21 protein-coding genes are annotated in these 17,840 nt (G+C 66.6%); 11 read left to right on the top strand and 10 right to left on the bottom strand.

What is annotated here, in order from left to right:
- The first annotated feature begins 96 nt into the window (after positions 1–96).
- From sciP to flbD, 6 genes are all read left to right on the top strand, one after another.
- Positions 97–372, top strand: coding sequence for a CtrA inhibitor SciP (sciP, locus tag AC1DZY_RS10110; protein ID WP_038359348.1), 276 nt, complete (start codon positions 97–99; stop codon positions 370–372).
- 188 nt (positions 373–560) lie between these two features.
- Entirely contained in the window at positions 561–2,231 is a 1,671-nt protein-coding gene (fliF, locus tag AC1DZY_RS10105) for a flagellar basal-body MS-ring/collar protein FliF (protein WP_476819975.1), read from the top strand.
- Positions 2,232–2,329: 98 nt separating this feature from the next.
- Positions 2,330–3,319, top strand: a complete 990-nt coding sequence (gene fliG, locus AC1DZY_RS10100; protein ID WP_476820035.1) for a flagellar motor switch protein FliG — start codon at positions 2,330–2,332, stop codon at positions 3,317–3,319.
- On the top strand, positions 3,316–3,951 hold the full coding sequence (locus AC1DZY_RS10095; RefSeq protein WP_476819974.1) for a FliH/SctL family protein: 636 nt from the start codon (positions 3,316–3,318) through the stop codon (positions 3,949–3,951). The genes fliG and AC1DZY_RS10095 overlap by 4 nt, the downstream gene beginning before the upstream one ends.
- Positions 3,948–4,298: a flagellar motor switch protein FliN gene (gene fliN, locus AC1DZY_RS10090; protein WP_476819973.1), complete on the top strand. Its 351-nt coding sequence runs from the start codon at positions 3,948–3,950 to the stop codon at positions 4,296–4,298. Before AC1DZY_RS10095 ends, fliN begins: the two co-directional genes overlap by 4 nt.
- A 44-nt stretch (positions 4,299–4,342) precedes the next feature.
- Complete coding sequence (gene flbD / locus AC1DZY_RS10085; RefSeq protein ID WP_476819972.1) at positions 4,343–5,707, top strand: sigma-54-dependent transcriptional regulator FlbD; 1,365 nt, start codon at positions 4,343–4,345, stop codon at positions 5,705–5,707.
- Positions 5,708–5,728: 21 nt separating this feature from the next.
- Here the strand turns inward: flbD and AC1DZY_RS10080 are convergent, their stop codons facing one another.
- From AC1DZY_RS10080 to AC1DZY_RS10070, 3 genes are all read right to left on the bottom strand, one after another.
- On the bottom strand, positions 5,729–6,031 hold the full coding sequence (locus tag AC1DZY_RS10080) for a hypothetical protein (RefSeq protein ID WP_476819971.1): 303 nt from the start codon (positions 6,029–6,031) through the stop codon (positions 5,729–5,731).
- Positions 6,032–6,155: 124 nt separating this feature from the next.
- Positions 6,156–7,619, bottom strand: a complete 1,464-nt coding sequence (locus AC1DZY_RS10075; protein ID WP_476819970.1) for an MFS transporter — start codon at positions 7,617–7,619, stop codon at positions 6,156–6,158.
- 108 nt (positions 7,620–7,727) lie between these two features.
- On the bottom strand, positions 7,728–8,066 hold the full coding sequence (locus AC1DZY_RS10070; protein WP_476819969.1) for a hypothetical protein: 339 nt from the start codon (positions 8,064–8,066) through the stop codon (positions 7,728–7,730).
- Positions 8,067–8,286: 220 nt separating this feature from the next.
- Between AC1DZY_RS10070 and flhA the strand changes: the two genes are divergently transcribed.
- On the top strand, positions 8,287–10,410 hold the full coding sequence (gene flhA / locus AC1DZY_RS10065) for a flagellar biosynthesis protein FlhA (RefSeq protein WP_476819968.1): 2,124 nt from the start codon (positions 8,287–8,289) through the stop codon (positions 10,408–10,410).
- A 13-nt stretch (positions 10,411–10,423) separates the two neighbouring features.
- Here the strand turns inward: flhA and AC1DZY_RS10060 are convergent, their stop codons facing one another.
- Both AC1DZY_RS10060 and AC1DZY_RS10055 read right to left on the bottom strand, forming a co-directional pair.
- Positions 10,424–10,717, bottom strand: coding sequence for a helix-turn-helix domain-containing protein (locus AC1DZY_RS10060; RefSeq protein WP_476819967.1), 294 nt, complete (start codon positions 10,715–10,717; stop codon positions 10,424–10,426).
- Complete coding sequence (locus AC1DZY_RS10055; protein WP_476819966.1) at positions 10,714–11,031, bottom strand: type II toxin-antitoxin system RelE/ParE family toxin; 318 nt, start codon at positions 11,029–11,031, stop codon at positions 10,714–10,716. Before AC1DZY_RS10055 ends, AC1DZY_RS10060 begins: the two co-directional genes overlap by 4 nt.
- A gap of 135 nt (positions 11,032–11,166) precedes the next feature.
- On the opposite strand from AC1DZY_RS10055, the gene AC1DZY_RS10050 reads away from it, so the two are divergent.
- Entirely contained in the window at positions 11,167–12,054 is an 888-nt protein-coding gene (locus AC1DZY_RS10050) for a DMT family transporter (protein WP_476819965.1), read from the top strand.
- Here the strand turns inward: AC1DZY_RS10050 and AC1DZY_RS10045 are convergent.
- From AC1DZY_RS10045 to AC1DZY_RS10035, 3 genes are all read right to left on the bottom strand, one after another.
- A complete protein-coding gene (locus tag AC1DZY_RS10045) occupies positions 12,044–13,123 on the bottom strand; it encodes a lysylphosphatidylglycerol synthase transmembrane domain-containing protein (RefSeq protein WP_476819964.1) in 1,080 nt (359 codons plus the stop codon). The genes AC1DZY_RS10050 and AC1DZY_RS10045 overlap by 11 nt on opposite strands.
- A gap of 159 nt (positions 13,124–13,282) precedes the next feature.
- A complete protein-coding gene (gene copM, locus AC1DZY_RS10040; protein ID WP_476819963.1) occupies positions 13,283–13,663 on the bottom strand; it encodes a CopM family metallochaperone in 381 nt (126 codons plus the stop codon).
- A gap of 55 nt (positions 13,664–13,718) precedes the next feature.
- On the bottom strand, positions 13,719–14,096 hold the full coding sequence (locus AC1DZY_RS10035; protein WP_476819962.1) for a hypothetical protein: 378 nt from the start codon (positions 14,094–14,096) through the stop codon (positions 13,719–13,721).
- A gap of 133 nt (positions 14,097–14,229) precedes the next feature.
- Here AC1DZY_RS10035 and AC1DZY_RS10030 point away from each other — a divergent pair, with 133 nt between their 5' ends.
- A complete protein-coding gene (locus AC1DZY_RS10030; protein WP_476819961.1) occupies positions 14,230–14,856 on the top strand; it encodes a GNAT family N-acetyltransferase in 627 nt (208 codons plus the stop codon).
- Positions 14,857–14,863: 7 nt separating this feature from the next.
- On the opposite strand, the gene AC1DZY_RS10025 is transcribed toward AC1DZY_RS10030, so the two are convergent.
- Together AC1DZY_RS10025 and fliJ are read right to left on the bottom strand one after the other, a co-directional pair.
- On the bottom strand, positions 14,864–15,178 hold the full coding sequence (locus AC1DZY_RS10025) for a hypothetical protein (protein ID WP_476819960.1): 315 nt from the start codon (positions 15,176–15,178) through the stop codon (positions 14,864–14,866).
- A gap of 86 nt (positions 15,179–15,264) precedes the next feature.
- Complete coding sequence (fliJ, locus tag AC1DZY_RS10020; RefSeq protein WP_476819959.1) at positions 15,265–15,675, bottom strand: flagellar export protein FliJ; 411 nt, start codon at positions 15,673–15,675, stop codon at positions 15,265–15,267.
- A 241-nt stretch (positions 15,676–15,916) separates the two neighbouring features.
- Here fliJ and AC1DZY_RS10015 point away from each other — a divergent pair, with 241 nt between their 5' ends.
- Both AC1DZY_RS10015 and AC1DZY_RS10010 read left to right on the top strand, forming a co-directional pair.
- Positions 15,917–17,125, top strand: coding sequence for an MFS transporter (locus tag AC1DZY_RS10015; RefSeq protein ID WP_476819958.1), 1,209 nt, complete (start codon positions 15,917–15,919; stop codon positions 17,123–17,125).
- A gap of 127 nt (positions 17,126–17,252) precedes the next feature.
- A complete protein-coding gene (locus tag AC1DZY_RS10010) occupies positions 17,253–17,840 on the top strand; it encodes a TlpA disulfide reductase family protein (RefSeq protein ID WP_476819957.1) in 588 nt (195 codons plus the stop codon).

Here is a 17,840-nt window from a genome sequence, read left to right as displayed (position 1 = left end):
CGATTCGAGACAGGCCTCGGCTTCGTTTTAGCCAATTCTTAAAGCGGCGCCCCTATGCTCATCACAAGTAGCTCTGTTGAGTTGTGTGAGTGTGTCATGACCGAGCCTTTGCGACCGCGGGTGAAATATGTGATCGGGCCGGACGGAAGTCCGCTGACGATCGCCGATCTGCCGCCGATGAATACGCGCCGCTGGGTGATCCGGCGCAAGGCCGAGGTCGTCGCAGCCGTGCGCGGCGGCCTTCTCAGCCTCGAAGAGGCCTGCCAGCGCTACACGCTGACGGTCGATGAATTCCTGAGCTGGCAGATGTCGATCGACCAGCACGGCCTCGCCGGGCTGCGTACGACCCGCATCCAGCATTACCGGCAATAGCGCCAGGCGCATTGCCGAAAGGCTTCAAGGCGTCGGTCCAGCGGGACCGACGCCTTTTTGCATTTCGGAGCCTCAAAGCCGTCAAATTCACAATCGTTAACCCGACGCTAACCATGCACTGGGAAAAACTTGCCTAGTGAGCCGTGCTTCGTGTGCGGTCCGGACGGCTTTGTGGAACGGATGGCGGCGTGAACGGCATCGTCGGTCAGTTTACGAAATTCGGAGCGGCGCGCCTGGCGGCGATGCTGGCGGTGACGCTCGCGCTCGTCGGCTTCTTCGGTTTCGTCATGCTGAAGATGTCCCAGCCATCGATGGGCGTGCTGTTTGCCGATCTCTCGCAACAGGATGTCAGCTCGATCCTGAAGGATCTCGACACGCGCGGGGTCAAATACGAGCTGCGCGGGGACGGGCAGACTGTTCTCGTCGACAGGGCGGCCGTGCCGCGGCTGCGTCTCGACCTCGCCAGCAAGGGCATCCCGGCCGGCGGCGGCGTCGGCTACGAGATCTTCGACAAGGGCGACGCCTTCTCCTCGACCTCGTTTGTCCAGAACATAAACCACCTGCGGGCGCTGGAGGGCGAGCTTTCACGCACCATCCGCTCGATCAGCCGCGTCCAGGCGGCGCGCGTGCATCTCGTCATCCCCGAGAAGCGCCTGTTCGAGCGCGACCGGGAACCCCCAAGGGCCTCGATCGCGCTCAAGCTCGCCGGTGAACTCGACGCCGCACAGGTCAGGGCCGTGCGCCACCTCGTTTCCTCGGCCGTCGACGGGCTGAAGCCCGAGCGGGTCTCGATCGTCGATGAGCGCGGCCGGCTCCTGGCCGACGGCGCCCAGGGCGAGCAGGGCATGGCCGGCGTCGGCCTCGAGGAGCGCCAGTCGGCCATCGAGAAACGCGTCAAGATGCAGATCGAGGACATCGTCGCCAGCATCGTCGGCAGCGGCCGGGCTCGCGTCCAGGTCACGGCCGCCATCGACGCGAACCGGATCGAGAGCCGTTCGGAGACCTTCGACCCGGAAAGCAAGGTCGTGCGGTCGAGCCAGAACCGCACGGAGACCTCAGCCACGACGGAGGCCGCTGCTGGTGCGGTCACCGTCGGCAACGAACTGCCCGGCGCCCAGCAGAATGGCGCCGGCGGGCAGAACCAGAAGGACGCCTCCTCGAAAAACGAAGAGGTGGTCAACTACGAGATCTCGCGCACGACGCGCACCGAGGTACTCGAAGGCGGTCGGGTCAAGAAACTGTCGGTCGCGGTGCTGGTCGACGGCACCTATACGCGCAACGGCAACGAGGTCGCCTATCAGCCTCGCCCCGCCGAGGAACTGGAGCGCATCGGCCAGCTCGTCCGCACCGCCATGGGTTTCGACCAGGCGCGCGGCGACAAGGTCGAGGTCGTCAATCTGCGCTTCGCCGAGGCCCCGCCCACCATCACCGAACTGCCCGAGCTGACGCTGGTGCAGCAGCTGCTCGCCTTCACCAAGGAGGACCTGATTCGCTTCGCCGAGCTCGGCGTGATCTCGCTGCTGACGCTGATCGTGCTCATGGTGGTGGTGCGGCCGTTGCTTAAGCAGGCGCTGGCGGCCGAGCCGGTGCTGCGGCACATCCCTGCCTTCATGCGCGAAGGCGCGGTCGCCGTCCAAAGCGAGGGCACCGGCAACCCCGCCATCCCGCGCGTGAGCACGACAGCCGAGGCGATGGCGCTCGTCGGCGAAGCGCCTTCCGAGCGCATGCTCGCGGTCGCCCAGATCAAGGGACAGCTCAAGGCCCAGTCGGTCGAGAAGATCGGCGTGCTGGTGTCGCAGAACCCGGCCGATTCGGTCGCGGTCCTGCGCGGCTGGATCCATGAAAAGGCTGCGGCATGACGGGTCTTTGAGCCATGGCTGAACGCTCAGTCGCGACACGCAATTCCGGGCTCGACGCCGATGCCGGCTATGGCAACGGCGTCACCACCGTCGCCGAGATGAACGGGCCGCAGCGCGCGGCGGTGATCCTGCTCGTGCTGGGTGAGGATCACGGCCGTTCGATCTGGCAGCAGTTCGACGACGAGGAAATCCGCATCATCACGCGGGCCATGGCGGAACTCGGCACTGTCGATGCCGACGAGGTCGAAAGGCTGATGCTGGATTTCGTCGGCAAGCTCTCCAGCGCCGGTGCGGTCACGGGCTCCTTCGACCGGACGATCTCGCTGCTGGAGAAGATCCTGCCGACCGACCAGGTCGCGATGATCATGGAGGAAATCCGCGGACCCGCCGGCCGCAACATGTGGCAGAAGCTCGGCAATATCGACGCCGTCGTGCTCGCGAACTTCCTCAAGAACGAATATCCGCAGACGATCGCGGTGATCCTCTCGAAGATCCGTGCCGACCATGCCGCCAACGTCCTGCGCAACCTGCCCAACGATCTCTCGATCGAGGTGGTCAGCCGGATGCTGCGGATGGAAGCGGTGCAGAAAGAGGCGCTCGACCACATCGAGAACACGCTGCGCACCGAATTCGTCTCGACCCTGACGCAGACCCGGCGGCGCGATCCCCACGAGATGATGGCCGAAATCTTCAACGGCTTCGACCGCCAGACCGAGTTGCGCTTCCTGACGGCGCTCGACGCCACCAACGAGGAGGCCGCCGGCCGCATCCGCGCATTGATGTTCACCTTCGAGGATCTCGGCAAGCTCGATCCAGCCGGCCTGCAGACGCTGATGGGGCAGGTCGACAAGGACACGCTGGCGCGCGCGCTCAAGGGCGCCAACGAGGAGATGCGCACCTTCTTCTTCAGCGCGATGTCGACCCGCGCCGCCAAGAACATGCAGGACGACATGCAGAGTCTCGGTCCGCTGCGCCTCAAGGAAGTCGACGAGGCGCAGACCAAGATGGTCGTCCTCACCAAGGATCTCGCCGACAAGGGCGAAATCGTCCTGTCCAAGGGCGGCGCCGAAGACGAGTTGGTCTATTGACGATGAGCACCGCGACGAAATTCATGTTCGGCACCGACTTTCGCGAGGGCGGAAGGCGGGCGGCCGGGGAAGCGGAGATCGCCGCCGCACGGACCGAGGGCTTTCAGGCCGGCGAGGCGCAGGCGCGCCGCGAGGCGGAAGGCCAGCTCAACGGCCTCGTCGCGCAACTCGCCCGCAGCGCCGAGCGGCTGCTCGCCCAGGACGACGCCCGCGCAGCCGATATCGAGCTCGAGGCGGCGCGCGTCGCCATCGCGACGGCGCAGGGCCTTGCCGGCGCCGCGCTCGCCGAGAAGCCGCTCGCGGCGATCGAGCATGCGGTGCGCGAATGCCTGTCGCATGCGCGGCATGCACCCCATCTCGTGCTGCGCGTCAATGAGGATGCCGTCGAGGCGGTCGAGGTTCTGATCAAGCGGCTGGCGCAGCAGGGTGGCTTCGCCGGCAAGCTCGTCGTGCTCGGCGAGCCCGATATCGCGCAGGGCGACGGGCGCATCGAATGGGCCGATGGTGGTTTCACGGTCGACGCGCAGGGCCTGTCGCGACTGGTCGAGCAGGCGGTTTTGACCGTTTTCGGCGCCGCCGCTGGTCAGGCCGGGCAACATAATCCCGGCGCGCGCCATGGAGATGACAGATGAGCGACAACGATCTCCATTTGCCGCCGCTGAACCCGGCCGATCTCTCCTTCGATCATGACGCCGCGGCTTCCGTGGCGCGCTCGGGGCCGGTCGCGGTCAAGACCGCCGAAGATCTCGAACAGGTCTTCGACGTGCCCGTTACGGTCTCGGCCGTGCTCGGCCAGACCAGGATCGCGGTCGGCGACCTCCTGCAGATCGTGCCCGGCGCGGTGCTCGAACTCGACCGGCGCGTCGGCGAGGCGATCGACATCTTCGTCAACGAGCGGCTGGTGGCGCGCGGCGAGGTCGTCGTCGTCGAGGACCGGCTCGGCGTGACCATGACCGAAATCATCAAGGCCGACCGGTGATGCCCGGTCGTTCCGACATCATTGCAAGCAGGAAGGCCTGAGCCATGCGCCTCATCATCGTCGGCGGTCTCAAGGGACAGATCATCGCGGCCGCCAAGATCGCGATCTCGCATGGAGCGAGCGTCACGCACACCGAAAGCCTCGAGCAGACGCTCGCGGTGCTGCGCGCCAAGGGCGCCGACCTGCTGATGGTCGATGTCGTCCAGCCGATCGCGAAATTCGTCGCGGCGCTGGAGGCGGAGCGCATCCGCACGCCCCTCGTCGCCTGCGGCACCTCGACCGATGCGCGCGCGGCGGTGGCTGCGATCCAGGCCGGCGCGCGCGAATATGTGCCGCTGCCGCCTGATCCCGAGCTGATCGCCGCCGTGCTGGAGGCGGTCGCCGCCGACAGCCAGAGCCTGATCTGGCGCGATCCGGCGATGGAGCGCGTCGTCAACCTCGCCTTGCAGATCGCGCGTTCGGACGCGCCTGTCCTCGTCACCGGCGAAAGCGGCACCGGCAAGGAGGTGATCGCGCGCCATCTGCACCAGAAGTCGCTGCGCAAGGACAAGCCGTTCGTGGCGGTGAACTGCGCCGCAATCCCCGACAACCTGCTCGAATCGGAACTGTTCGGCCATGAGAAGGGCGCCTTCACCGGCGCCATCGCACGCCGCATCGGCAAGTTCGAGGAGGCGAGCGGCGGCACGCTGCTGCTCGACGAAATCTCGGAAATGGATGTCCGGCTTCAGGCCAAGCTGCTGAGGGCGCTGCAGGAGCGCATGATCGACCGTGTCGGCGGCACGACGCCGGTCAAGGTCGATCTGCGCATCATCGCGACCTCGAACCGCAATCTCGGCGACGCCGTGCGCGAAGGCTCGTTCCGCGAGGATCTGTTCTATCGGCTCAACGTCGTGCACCTGCGCCTGCCGGCGCTGCGAGAACGACCAGGCGACATTCTGGCGCTGGCCGATCATTTCTCGAAGAAATACGCCGAGGTGAACGGGTTGCCGCTGCGGCCGATCGCGTCGGATGCGCGCAAGCTGCTGCTCGGCAACGCCTGGCGCGGCAATGTCCGCGAGTTGGAGAACACGATCCATCGCGCCGTGCTGCTGGCGCAGGGTGTCGAGATCGGCGTCGATGCGGTGCTGACGCCCGAAGGCGAGACGCTGGGACCCGCCAATGGCCGCGACACGGCTTCGCGCGCGGCGCAGACGGCCGAGGCCGTCACCCGCTCGCTGGTCGGGCACACCGTGGCCGATGTCGAGCGCGAGCTGATTCTCGACACGCTCGATCATTGCCTGGGCAATCGCACCCATGCGGCCAAGATATTAGGGATTTCGATCCGCACGCTGCGCAACAAGCTCAGCGAATATGGCGCGGCGGGGATTGCGGTCGCGGAACCGGGTCAGGCGCGCGTCAGCGCCGCCTGACCCCTGTTCACGACGTCGCGGTCACCAGCGGCGATAATAGCCGCGGCGGCCGTAGTAGCGCGGCCGACGCCGGTAGACGACGACGGGGCGGCGATAATAGCGCGGCCGGCGATAGTAGTACTGGCTGAACTCGGTGTCGGCCTTGTCGAGGCCGTCCTTCGTCTCGGCGGCGATCTGATCGTCCGCCTTGGCCGGCTGCGGCTCCGGCATGGGGGCAGGATTGGGAGCAAGCTTGGGCTGGGCGGCTTCCGCGGCGGCCATGCCGCCAACGCTGGCTGCGGCGATGCCGCCGACCAGGGTCATGATGAATGAGCGTCTATCCACGACATCCTCCGAAGGCTGGTTTTCCATCCCGTTCCACACCCCGCATCACAGCGTGAAACCGGTCGCGAACGATAACGTATTTTTCCGGCTTGTATTCCCTCCGGTCAAAATTCTTTGATCATCCCTAAGATGCGCCGGAAGGACCATCGTCGGTTGCATTGAGGGGCCTCGCGATCTCTTCCAGAGAACGGCCTTCGGCCCGGACCGCAAACAGAGCGGCCACGAGCGCCGCGCCCAGCATCAGCGCCGCGCCGAACAAATAGCCGCCAAAGACGCTGCCTCGCGAACCGGTGTCGATCAGCGCGCCGAACAGCCATGGTCCGGCGACGCCGCCAGCGCCTGTGCCGACCGCATAAAAGGCCGCGATCGCCAGCGCCCGCATCTCGACGGGGAAGGTTTCGCTGACCGTCAGATAGGCGGAACTGGCGGCGGCTGAGGCGAAGAAGAAGACGATACTCCAGCACGCCGTGAGCTGCGGAGCGGTGAGCAGGTCGCGCCAGAACAGGTATCCAGTCGCTGTCAGCAAAAGCCCCGACATCGCATAGGTGAAGGCGATCATCGGCCTGCGGCCGACTGTGTCGAACAGGCGTCCAAGCAGCAGCGGCCCCAGCACGTTGCCGGCTGCGAAAGGCAGGATGAACCAGCCGACCGCCTGCGACGGCACCTTGTAGAAATCGGTCAGCACCAGCGCATAGGTGAAGAAGATCGCGTTGTAGAAGAATGCCTGCGCGACCATCAGCGCCAGCCCGACCAGCGCCCGCTGCCGGTGCCGGACAAACAGGACATGGAAGACCTCGCCAAGCGGCGTGATCGCGCGGGGCCGCAGGCTCGTCATGGGCAGGTTTTCCGCCGGGCTCCAGACCACGCCCGCGCGCCGCTCGATCTCGGCGACGATCGCCGCCGCCTCTTCGGGACGGCCATGGCTCAACAGCCAGCGCGGACTTTCAGGAATCCATTGCCTGAGCACGAGCACGATCAGGCCTAGCCCCGCGCCGATGAAGAAGGCGAGCCGCCAGCCGAGCTCCGGATCGACCCGGGCGGGATCGAGCAGGACGATCGCGCCGATGGCGCCGAGCGCCGCGCCGACCCAGAATGAACCGTTGATGACGAGATCGACGAAGCCGCGCACGCGGGCCGGCACCAGCTCCTGGATCGTCGAATTGATCGCGGTGTATTCGCCGCCGATGCCCATGCCGGTGAAAAATCGGAAGACGATGAAGCTCGCGAAGCTCCACGAGAAAGCGGTCGCGGCGGTTGCGGCGAGATAGACGAAGAGCGTGATCGTGAAGAGCTTCTTGCGGCCGAGCCGGTCGGTGAGCCAGCCGAAGAACAGGGCGCCGAACACCGCGCCGGCGAGATAGGCCGCGCCGGCGATGCCGATCTGCGTGTTGGTGAAACGCAGCGTCGGGCTGTCCTTGAGCGCGCCGGAAATCGAGCCGGCGAGCGTGACCTCAAGCCCGTCGAGAATCCAGGTGACGCCGAGCGCGACGACGACCAGCGTATGGAAGCGCGACCAGGGCAGGCGGTCGAGCCGGGCCGGGATGTCGGTGGTGATCCTTGCCTGTGGGGCAATGGCCTTCGCCGTCATGCCGGCGTCCTCCCGGGCAAGCACCGTCCTGCTTCGGGGCGGCGTCGGTCGCCTGACGAAAAAGGCGGCGCCTTGCGACGCCGCCTTTCAACTCGCTGGATATCGCTATCAGCGCACGATCACGCGGCGACGCACGATCACGCGGCGCGGCCGGCGGATCACCGTGCGGCGCACCACGACCGGGCGACGATAGGGGCGGGGGCGGCGGCGGACGACGCGCTCACGCACCACGACCTGATTGAAATCGGCGTCAGCCCGATCCAGGCCAGCCTTCGCCGCCGCGTCGATCTCGCCCGCTGCCGGCATGGCGGGAACGGTATCGAGCTTGCGCACCGCCGCCTGCGCCATCGCCGTGCCGCCGAGGCCCGCAGCAGCGACGCCACCAAACAGGCTCATCACGAATGAACGTCTATCCACGTCTTCCTCCAGGATTTTTGGCTTGTCCAAGCCGTTTCGTTACTTGTGCAAGCCGTTTCGTCGACCCGCGACGAGTTGGGCGGCCGAATGCGGCCGCAACACGGCCATTCGATAACGGTCCGTTCAGGGAAAGGTTCCGGCGCGGCTTTTTTCGACGACCTTAACCACTCGTTCACCATGCACCCGGCAAGAATTGCCGGGCTGCGCGTCTGGTGCGCGACGGACGTTGGGACGTGGAGCGGGCTGGTCGATGACCGATGTGACGGCAGGAGCAGGCGGCGGCTTCGACATGAGCCGCGGGGCGTTGGGGAAGCTCCTCAACCGGCCCGACCTGTTCCTGGCGATCGGCGTCATGGGCATCCTCGTGGTGCTCATCTTCCCGCTGCCGGGCATCATGCTCGACATGCTGCTGGCGCTCTCGATCATCCTGTCGGTGCTGGTGCTGATGACGGCGCTGTTCATCGAGGAGCCGCTGGAGTTCTCGGCCTTCCCGACCGTGCTGCTGATCGTCACCATGCTGAGGCTCGCGCTCAACCTCGCCTCGACGCGGCTCATTCTCGCCCATGGCCATGAGGGGAGCGCTGCCGCCGGCCACGTCATCGAGGCCTTCGGCAATTTCGTGATGGGCGGCAATTTCGTGATCGGGGTGGTGGTCTTCACCATCCTGCTCATCGTCAATTTCGTCGTCATCACCAAAGGTTCTGGCCGCATCGCCGAGGTCGCGGCGCGCTTTGCGCTCGACGCGATGCCCGGCAAGCAGATGGCGATCGACGCCGATCTTTCGGCGGGACTGATCGACCAGGACGTCGCCAAGACCCGCCGCAAGGCGCTGGAGGACGAGGCCAACTTCTTCGGCTCGATGGACGGCGCGTCCAAATTCGTCCGCGGCGACGCGATCGCGGGCCTGCTCATCACCTTCATCAACGTGCTCGGCGGCATCATTATCGGCGTCGCCCAGCAGGGCATGGGCTTTGGCGACGCGGCGCGCGCCTATACCCAGCTCACCGTCGGCGACGGCCTCGTCAGCCAGATCCCCGCGCTGATCGTCTCGACGGCGGCCGGCCTGCTCGTTTCCAAGTCGGGCGTGCGCGGCGCGGCCGACAAGGCGCTCGGCAAGCAGCTCTCGGGCTATCCGAAGGCGCTGGGCATGTCGGCGGCGGTGATGCTGCTGATTGCGATCCTGCCTGGCATCCCGATGCTGCCGTTCCTGACGCTCGCGGGCGGTTCGGCGTTTCTCGCGCGCCATTTCGGCAAGCTCGCCAAGCTCAAGGAAGCCGCCGACGCGGTTGCACCGGGCCAGCCGGATTCGCCGCTGTCGGCCGACGGCACGCCCAAGGAAGAGACGCTCAACGATCTGCTCAAGCTCGACGAGCTCAAGATCGAGATCGGCTACGGGCTCCTGCCGCTGGTCAACGCCGCAGCCGGGCAGGACCGCCTCACCGACCAGGTCCGGGCGCTGCGCCGCCAGCTCGCCGCCGAACTCGGCTTCGTCATGCCGGCGGTCAGGATCGTCGACAACGTCCAGCTCGAGGCGAACCACTACTACATCAAGATCAAGGAGATCGATGCCGGCCATGGTCTGGTCTATGCCGGCCAGTACATGGCAATGGACCCGATGGGCGGCAGCGTGAACCTGCCCGGCCACAATGTGCTGGAGCCGACCTTCGGCCTGCCCGCGACCTGGATCGACGCTGCCCTGCAGGACGAGGCGCAATTGCGCGGCTATACCGTGGTCGACGCCGCGACGGTGATCTCGACGCATCTGACCGAGGTGCTGAAGTCGCACATGCCAGAGCTGCTCTCGCATGCCGAGGTCCAGAAGCTGCTGCGCGAGCTGCAGAAGGACCATGCCGATCTGGTCAAGGAGATCGTGCCGAGCCAGATCTCGACGACCGGCATTCAGCGCGTGCTCCAGCTGCTGCTCTCGGAGCGCATCTCGATCCGCGACCTCGCCACCATCATCGAGGCCATCGCCGAGGTTGCCGGTATCCTGAAGAGCCCGCGCGACATCGCCGAGCATGTCCGGATGCGGCTCGCCCGCCAGATCTGCGCGCAGTTCTCGAACGCGCAGGGCAATCTGCCGATCATCACGCTCTCGCCGGCCTGGGAGAGCATCTTCGCCGAATCGATCGTGGGCCAAGGCGAGGAGCGCCATCTCGCCATGCAGCCTTCGCGCCTGCAGGAATTCGTGCATCACGTTCGCGACAAGTTCGAAGACGCGGCGCGCATCGGCGAGATGCCGGCGCTCGTCACCTCCGGCCTCGCCCGGCCCTTCGTGCGCCAGATCATCGAGCGCTTCCGCCGCGAGACGCCGGTGCTGTCGCAGGCGGAAATCCACCCGCGCGTGAGGCTCAAGACGGTCGGAAGCGTGTGAAAGCCCTGAGGGCTCAGGCTGTGAGCTTGATCGGCTTCAGCCGGATGTCGAGGCGGTGTCCGGTGGCCATTGCGTAGCGCTCCAGCGTGCGGGTCGAGGGTTTCGTGCGCCCGCTCTCAAGCCGGCTGATGGCGCTTTCGGTCGTGCCCATGCGGCTTGCAAGTTCGGCCTGCGTCAACTTCGCCCGCGAGCGCGCCTCGATCAACGCGGTGACAAGCGTGAATCCAGGACCCAAAGCCTCATAGGCCTCGCGATAGGCCGGGTCGTTGGCCATATCCGTGGCATGCGCCTCGCGGTGCTTGATCATCGTACCTCCCTTGCCCGCTGACGGGCCAATTCCAGTTCCTGCGGCGGCGTTTTCTGGGTCTTCTTGACGAAGATGCGCAGGATCACGACGCGCTGCCCGGTCGCCGTGACGTAGATCGCGCGAGCGATGCCGTCCCTGCCGGTGATACGGAGTTCCCACAGCTTGTCGCCAAGCGGTTTGACCCAGTCGCGAGGCAGGTTGAGCAGGCCGGCGGTCTCGATAAGATCGGCCATTCGTCCCAGACGCGCGCGCATGTCCGGCGGCAAAGCTGCTCGTTCGTCGAAAGCTGCTTGCAGATATTCGACGGACCACATGCTCCTGACTTAGCAAAAAAGCTAAGTCAGGTCAAAATCTCAGAACCGCTGTTTACCTACGGTCCTGCAGGCGGCCCATGTCGGCATGCTGCGCGCGCAGTGGTTGTGCCCGGGCGTTGCCGCTAAGCCCTTACCATGTCGCGCAACGCCGTCTTCTTCGCCCTGATGTGCCTGGTCTGGGGGCTGACCTTCCTGCCGGTCAGGATCGCCGCCGAGCATGCGCCGCCGGTCTTCCTCGCCGCGACGCGCTTCGTCATCGCCGGCCTGCTGATCCTGGCCTGGGCCGGCCGCGACGCCTTCAGGGTTCCCCGTCAGGCTTGGCCGAGGCTGATCTTCACGGCGCTGCTGGTGAACACCGGAAACTATGCGCTGCTGTTCTGGGGCGCGGCGCATGCACCCAGCGGCCTCTCGGCCATCGTCAACATGGCGACGATCCCGGTCTATACGCTGCTGGCGAGCCGGGTCATCGAGGGGACGCCGATCAGCGGGCGGCGCGTGCTGGCGATAGGGCTCGGCGGGCTGGGCCTGGGCTTCCTCTTCGCCGCCCGCGCGATGAACGGCCTGAATGCGGCCAGAGGCGATGCGCTGGAACTGTGGGGGCTGGCGGCTGTCGCGGCGGGCACACTGCTTTACGCCGTCGGCGCGGTGCTGACCCGTCCGATCGCGGCGACGATGCCGACTTTGGCGCTGGCCGGCTGGCAAAGCGCGGTCGGAGCGGTCGGGCTCGTGGCGCTCTCGCTGGCGCTGGAGCCGATCGGATCCGCGGATTTCGTCGCGCTGACGCGATGGCCGGTGCTGCCCGCGCTGGCCATGCTCATCATCGCCGGCTCGCTGATCGGTTTCACGATCTATCTCAGGCTGCTGCGCGACTGGGGCGCGTTCCGGGCCGGGCTCTACGCCTTCGTCAGTCCGGTGATTGCGGTGAGCGCCGGCGTCTTCGTGCTGAACGAGCCGTTCGGCCCGGCCGAGGCCGCTGGCGCGCTCTTGATGTTTGCGGCAGCGGCGATCGCGCTCAGGCGATAGGCGGGTCGGCGCTGCGGGCCTTGGCCTCGGCCTGCTCGATTGCGACCGCCATCTTGTGTTTCTTCAACTGATTGCGCTCGAAGGCGAGCACGACCGGCAGCGAGATCACCAGCGGCAGGATCAGGTAAAACAGCCGCCAGATTAGCAGCGCCGCGAAGACGGCCGGGGCCGGCACGCCCGGCATCACCGCGAGAAACACCGCCTCCATCACGCCGACGCCGCCCGGTACCTGGCTCAGGAGGCCTGCCGAAAACGAGAGCAGGAAAGCTCCGAGCACGATCAGGAAGCCCGGATTGCCCTGGTCGGGCAGGGCGAAATAGATGATGCCGGCCGCGCCCGCGAGCTCCAGCGGCGCCGCCAGATATTGCCGCGCGACGATCGGCAGGCGAGGATAGATCACCTCGAACTTGCCGATCCTCAAAGGCCTGAACTTGAGCCATGCGCCGATCGTGTAAAGCGCGCAGAAACCGAGCATGCCGACGCCGATCAGCCGCGCCGTGCCGTCGCCGATGGCGAATCTGGTCGAGAGCCGCTCCAGCGGCCGGAGAATTTCGGGCTCGATCAGGAGGACAAGGCTCATCAGCAGGATCGTGCCGAAGGCGAAGGTGAAGGAGCAGAGCGCGACCAGCACCGCGACTTCGGCCGCTGTCAGCCCCTTGGCGGTATAGGCGCGGAACCGCACCATGCCGCCGGAAAACACCGAGGCGCCGATGTTGTGCGACAGCGCGTAGGTCACGAAAGAACAGAGCGAGATATAGGACCAGGAAATGCCCTTCTCCTTGTGGAGGTGAAGCAGGGCGATGCGGTCATACCAGGCGAGCGCGGCATAGGCGACGAGCGTGGCGAGGCCCGCATGCAGGAAGGCGTCCGATGGGATCAGCGCGATCTTCTGGCCGATGCCGGAGGCGACGATCCTGACCGATTCCCAAAGCCCGGCCTGTTCGAGCCGCGCGCTCACGGCCTCGTTGGTCAGCGCCTCCGCCTTGAGTTTTTCCCAGAGCAGCTCGACCGACCAGACGACCGCGACGAGCCCGATCAGAGGCCAGAGATAGTCGAGGTATTTTTTCATGAAACCGCGAATTGCGAAGGGGCGGAAGGCTGTTCGTCGAACGCCGCCCGCGCATGCTGGACATGCGCGGGCGGCGGCTCAAGCCTTCTCTGCCAGCGGGAGCAGGGGAGGGCAAGCGGCGGGCGCGCGCCGCCCGCCGCCGCGATGTCGGTGGCTACCCTATTTGCCGTTGGCCTTGAGCCAGTCCTGCATCGCTGCGATCTCCTTTTCCTGATCGGTCACGATGCTGGTGGCGAGCGCCTTCAGCTTCGGGTCCTTGCCATGCGCCAGCATGATCCTGGCCATGTCGATCGCGCCCTGATGGTGCGGGATCATGCCGCGAACGAAGTCGGCGTCGACATCGCCGCTGAAGGCGATGTCCATGTCCTTGTGCATCTTCATGTTGGCGGCCTTGAACGCCGCCGTGGCGGGCGTGTCTTTCGCGGTCGCGGCGGGGGCTGCGCCATGGCCGGCATGGTTCTGCTGGGCGAGCGCCGCGCCGCCGAGCGCGAGCCCTGCCGCCAGCAGGGCGGTGAAACGAAGGGAAGCTGTGGCTGTCATGAGGTTGTCCTGATCGATGCGGCGCTAGCGGCCATTATGGAAAGACAGAGTGACGTCAGACGGCGATGGCGCGTCGCGGTGGTCGTTCTGCTGGTTCGAGGGCGATCTCGTCGCCGCTCTCGCGCAGGAGCAGCGTTGCGGTGCGCCATGGCGTTGGCACGGAGACTGGACCTGGAGCCGGTCCCGCCATCAGCAGGCCGCAGCCGAGGATGCAGCATGACGCGCCATAGCGCTTGCCGGCAGCATTTGTCTGTCCGTCTTCGTGGCAGGGCGTGGTCGCTCCGGACACCGACCCGGCATGGCCATGATGTGGCGCGGTCGCCGCCATCGGCATGGCATCGTGCCGCGCCGAGGCGGCCAGCGTCGCATGCGGCAGGACGGCGACGAACATGATTGTCAGCGCGACGAGGACACGCGCGAGACGCAAATTCACCGGCCAGACGCAGCCTGCGGCCGGCTTTATCCGCCTCGCCATTCGAGAACCGTCATGCTTCATGCCGCCTGCTCTTTCAGCCGCGATCATGTCATGATCGCGGCGAAGCGATTTTACGCCGCCGGAGTCCGTCTTGAAAGCCAGCCTGCCCGAGACCCTTTCCATCAGCCTGAAGGGCATCACCGATCTGCCGCCGGGCAAGATAGCCGCGATCGTGACCTCGCTGGAGATGCTCGACAAGCCGCCGGTCCGGCCTGATCCGCCGGGCATGGCCGGCTTTGCTCTCGATCCGATCGGCCGCGCAGACGTCGCGCGCTATCTCGCGGTTTACCGCCTGCTCGGGGAGCGCTGGATGTGGTTCAGCCGGCTGGTCAAGCCGGTCGCCGAGATCGAGGCGCTGCTGGCAGATACGGCGATCGACTTCTGGGCCGTCAGACATCAAGGACACGATGTCGGCCTGCTCGAACTCGATTTCCGCGTCGCCGGCGAAGGCGAGCTTGCCTTCTTCGGCCTCGACGAGACGGTGATTGGGCAGGGCGCCGGGCGCTGGCTGATGAACCGGGCGCTTGCGCTGGCCTGGGCGAAGCCGATCTCGCGGTTTTGGGTGCACACCTGCACGCTCGACCATCAGGGCGCGCCGGAGTTCTACCAGCGCTCGGGGTTTACGGTGTTCAGACGCAGTGTCGAGATCGACGACGATCCAAGGCTCGCCGGGCAGATGCGGCGCGATTGCGTGCCGCATCATCCGGTGATCGCCTGAGGTCGGGTCAGCGCCGGGTGAGCGCCCAGCCGCCGGCCGCAAAGACGGCGAGCCACGGAAAGACCATCAGGTCGAGCCAGTTGATGCCCTGGCGGACCGTGCCCTGGCCCGCCCACCAAGCGAACAGGACGGCGAAAAGCGCCAGCGTCGCGACGGTCATGGCCCCGGCAAGGCGCGCCACGCGCCAACTCCGCCCGGCGGAAGCGGGCTGCGTCAGAGCCAGTGCCGACGCCACCAGCGCGACGGCTGCATAGGTCGCCGCGCCCAGCGCCAGCGCGGCCAGCAGGAACAGCCCGTCGAACCGGATCGAGATGTCGCTCATCGCGGCATCGTATCAGGCGCGCAAACGCGAAGCAGCAGCGAAGGACTGTCCCTCGCTGCTGCTTCGCGTTTCGTGGTGACCTCGGTTCAGAGGCTGGCGCGCGCGCGCAGGCCGATCGAGTCCATCATCGCCTGGTCGCGGGCCGCTTCCGCCGCGCGCTCGGTGGCGCGCTCGCGGTCGTCGAGGATCTCGACCTTCTTCATGTCCTCGAAGGCTTCCTGCAGCTCGGATTTGGCGTCGTCGAGCTGGCCCTTCAGATTGTCGGCCGACTGGCGCAGGTTATCGCGACGGCCGAGCGCGGCCTTGGCGTAGGTCGGGTAGGCGAAATGGGCCGGGTCGGATATTCCGGCCCGCGTCTCCTCGCTCTGGATCTCGCGATCGAGGTCGGACGCCATCCGGTGGAACTCGGCGATCATCATCTCAATCTGGCTTACCCGGCGACGCTTTTCGTCGACCTGGAAGCGTTTGAGACGCAAAAGGGTCTCTCGCGACTTCATGTCGTGTCCAACTCCTGATTACGCATGGCTGCCTGCCGACCCCTCGACACGCAACCGGAACTCCATCCGCGAGACAAAAAGTACAATGGAGCAAGGAGGTTGACCGTTCCTTACCGAAATGGCCCGCTTTTCGCGCATGGCCGGGATTGCATCCAGCCTGCTGACGCTGCTGACCGGGTTGGGCTAAGCAGCGGGCGATAGCAGGGTGCCTTACGTCCCTCGCGTCGCCGGAAACGTTCGCTTGCACGCTCCCCTGCTCCAGCCCCGACACGGCCCATTGCTTTGCGGTCTCGTTCTCACCCGCATCATCGGCTGGGGCTCGACCTTCTATTCCGTCTCCGTGCTGGCTGCGCCGATCGAGCGCGATCTTGGCCTGACGCCGGAACTGGTCTTCGGCGGCATCACCATCCTGCTCATTACCGGCGCTCTGATGGGGCCGAGCGTCGGTCGCCATCTCGACCTTCACGGCACGCGCCGCGCGATGTGCGTCGGCGCGGTGATCTGCGCGCTCGGGCTCGCGAGCGTCGCGATGGCGCAGGGGCCGGTGAGCTATCTCGCCGGCTGGTTCGTCATCGGCATCGGCCACGCGATGACGCTGGCCAATGTCGGCAACATCACGGTGGCGCAGCTGATGGGCGAACGCGCGCGCCGCACCATCGGGATCATGATGCTGGCGACGGGGCTGGCCTCGACCGTGTTCTGGCCGCTGGCGGCGGCGCTGACGGACGCTTTCGGCTGGCGCGCCTGCTGGCTCGTCTTCGCCGCGATGCAGATCTTCGTCGTGCTGCCGATCCACGCCTGCGTCCCGGCCTGGCGCCACGCCTTGCCTTCAACCACCACCGATGCGGTCGCCGACGATCCGGCCGGCGAGACCGGCCGGATCGTGCCAGCCCAGCGCCGGGCGACGTTCTGGCTCCTGGCGCTGATCTTCTCGGCGAGCGGACTCGTGTCGTGGGGGCTGCCGCTGCATCTCATCGGCCTGTTGCAGAGCTCGGGTCTGAGTCAGGCGGCGGCGGTGGGCCTGGCCACGCTCAGCGGCCCGGCGACGCTGCTGGCGCGCGCTGTCGATGCGGTCGCGGGCGAGCGCTTTCCGGTCGAGAAGGTGGCGCTGGCTGGGCTTGCGCTCGGCCCGCTCGCCTGTCTCGTCATGGCGTTCGCTTCTGGCCCCTTCGCGGTCGCGGCTGCTTTCGTGATCTGCTTCAGCGCCGCGATGGGCGTGATATCGGTGGCGCGGGCGACGCTGCCTCTGGTGCTGTTTGGCCGGCATGGGTTCGGCGCGATGCTCGGCCGGCTGGCGGTGCCGCAGAACATGGCCTTCGCCGCTGCGCCGCTGCTCTTCGCCTTCCTGATGGAGGGGTTTGGCCCGCAGGCGACGCTGCTGATCTCGGCAGGCGTTCAGGCGCTGGCGCTGGCGGCGATGCTGATCCTGGTCGTCCGGTTGAGAGCGTGACGACATCGCGCGAGCTCCCTCTTTCGTGATCGGGGCTTCACGGCCGGCTCCGGGTGCGGCCACATTCTCAAGCCAGATCGGCGGCGGCGGAAAGATTTGCGCCGCTACGAGGATTCGCGGTGCTGGAATGGCGTTGACCGACCCGTCAAGACGCCTGCTGCTGCAGGCCTCGTTAGGTTGCCTGGCTGGGCTCGCCGTCGCACAGGAGCGCCCGCCCGTATTCCGGACGTCGCGCTACCAGTTCACCGAGATCGAGCCGGTCGTGCCCATGACGCCGCTGTCGCTGCCGCGGCTCGGCGGCAAGACGGGGCTCGCCGGGCCGGCGGCGGGCCAGGTCACGCTAGTCTATCTCTGGGCGACCTGGTGTCCGATCTGCCGGATCGAGCTGCCGCTGTTCGAGAGCCAGCTGCCGGCCTTCAAGCGCAACGGCGTCAGCCTCGTCACGATCTGCACCGATCGTCCCGCTCTCAAGAGTGTCGGGGATTATCTTGCCCGCCTCGGCGTCAGGCAGCTTCCAGTGTTCTGGGATCGCGACGGCAAGCGGCTGTCGGCGCCGGCAGCAGACGGTGCCGAGGCGCCCTTCACGCTCGCATCCGGCCTGCCGATCACCTATCTCGTCGATCCACGCGGCGGTGTGCGGGGCTATCTGTTGGGGCAGGCGGACTGGATGTCGCCTGAAGCCGTGGCGATCCTGAGCTATTTCGCCAAGGCGTAG

Source organism: Allobosea sp. P2_A10, from assembly GCF_056405115.1.
Note: the sequence above shows the minus strand (reverse complement) of the source record. Positions and strands in the feature narration are given on the sequence as shown.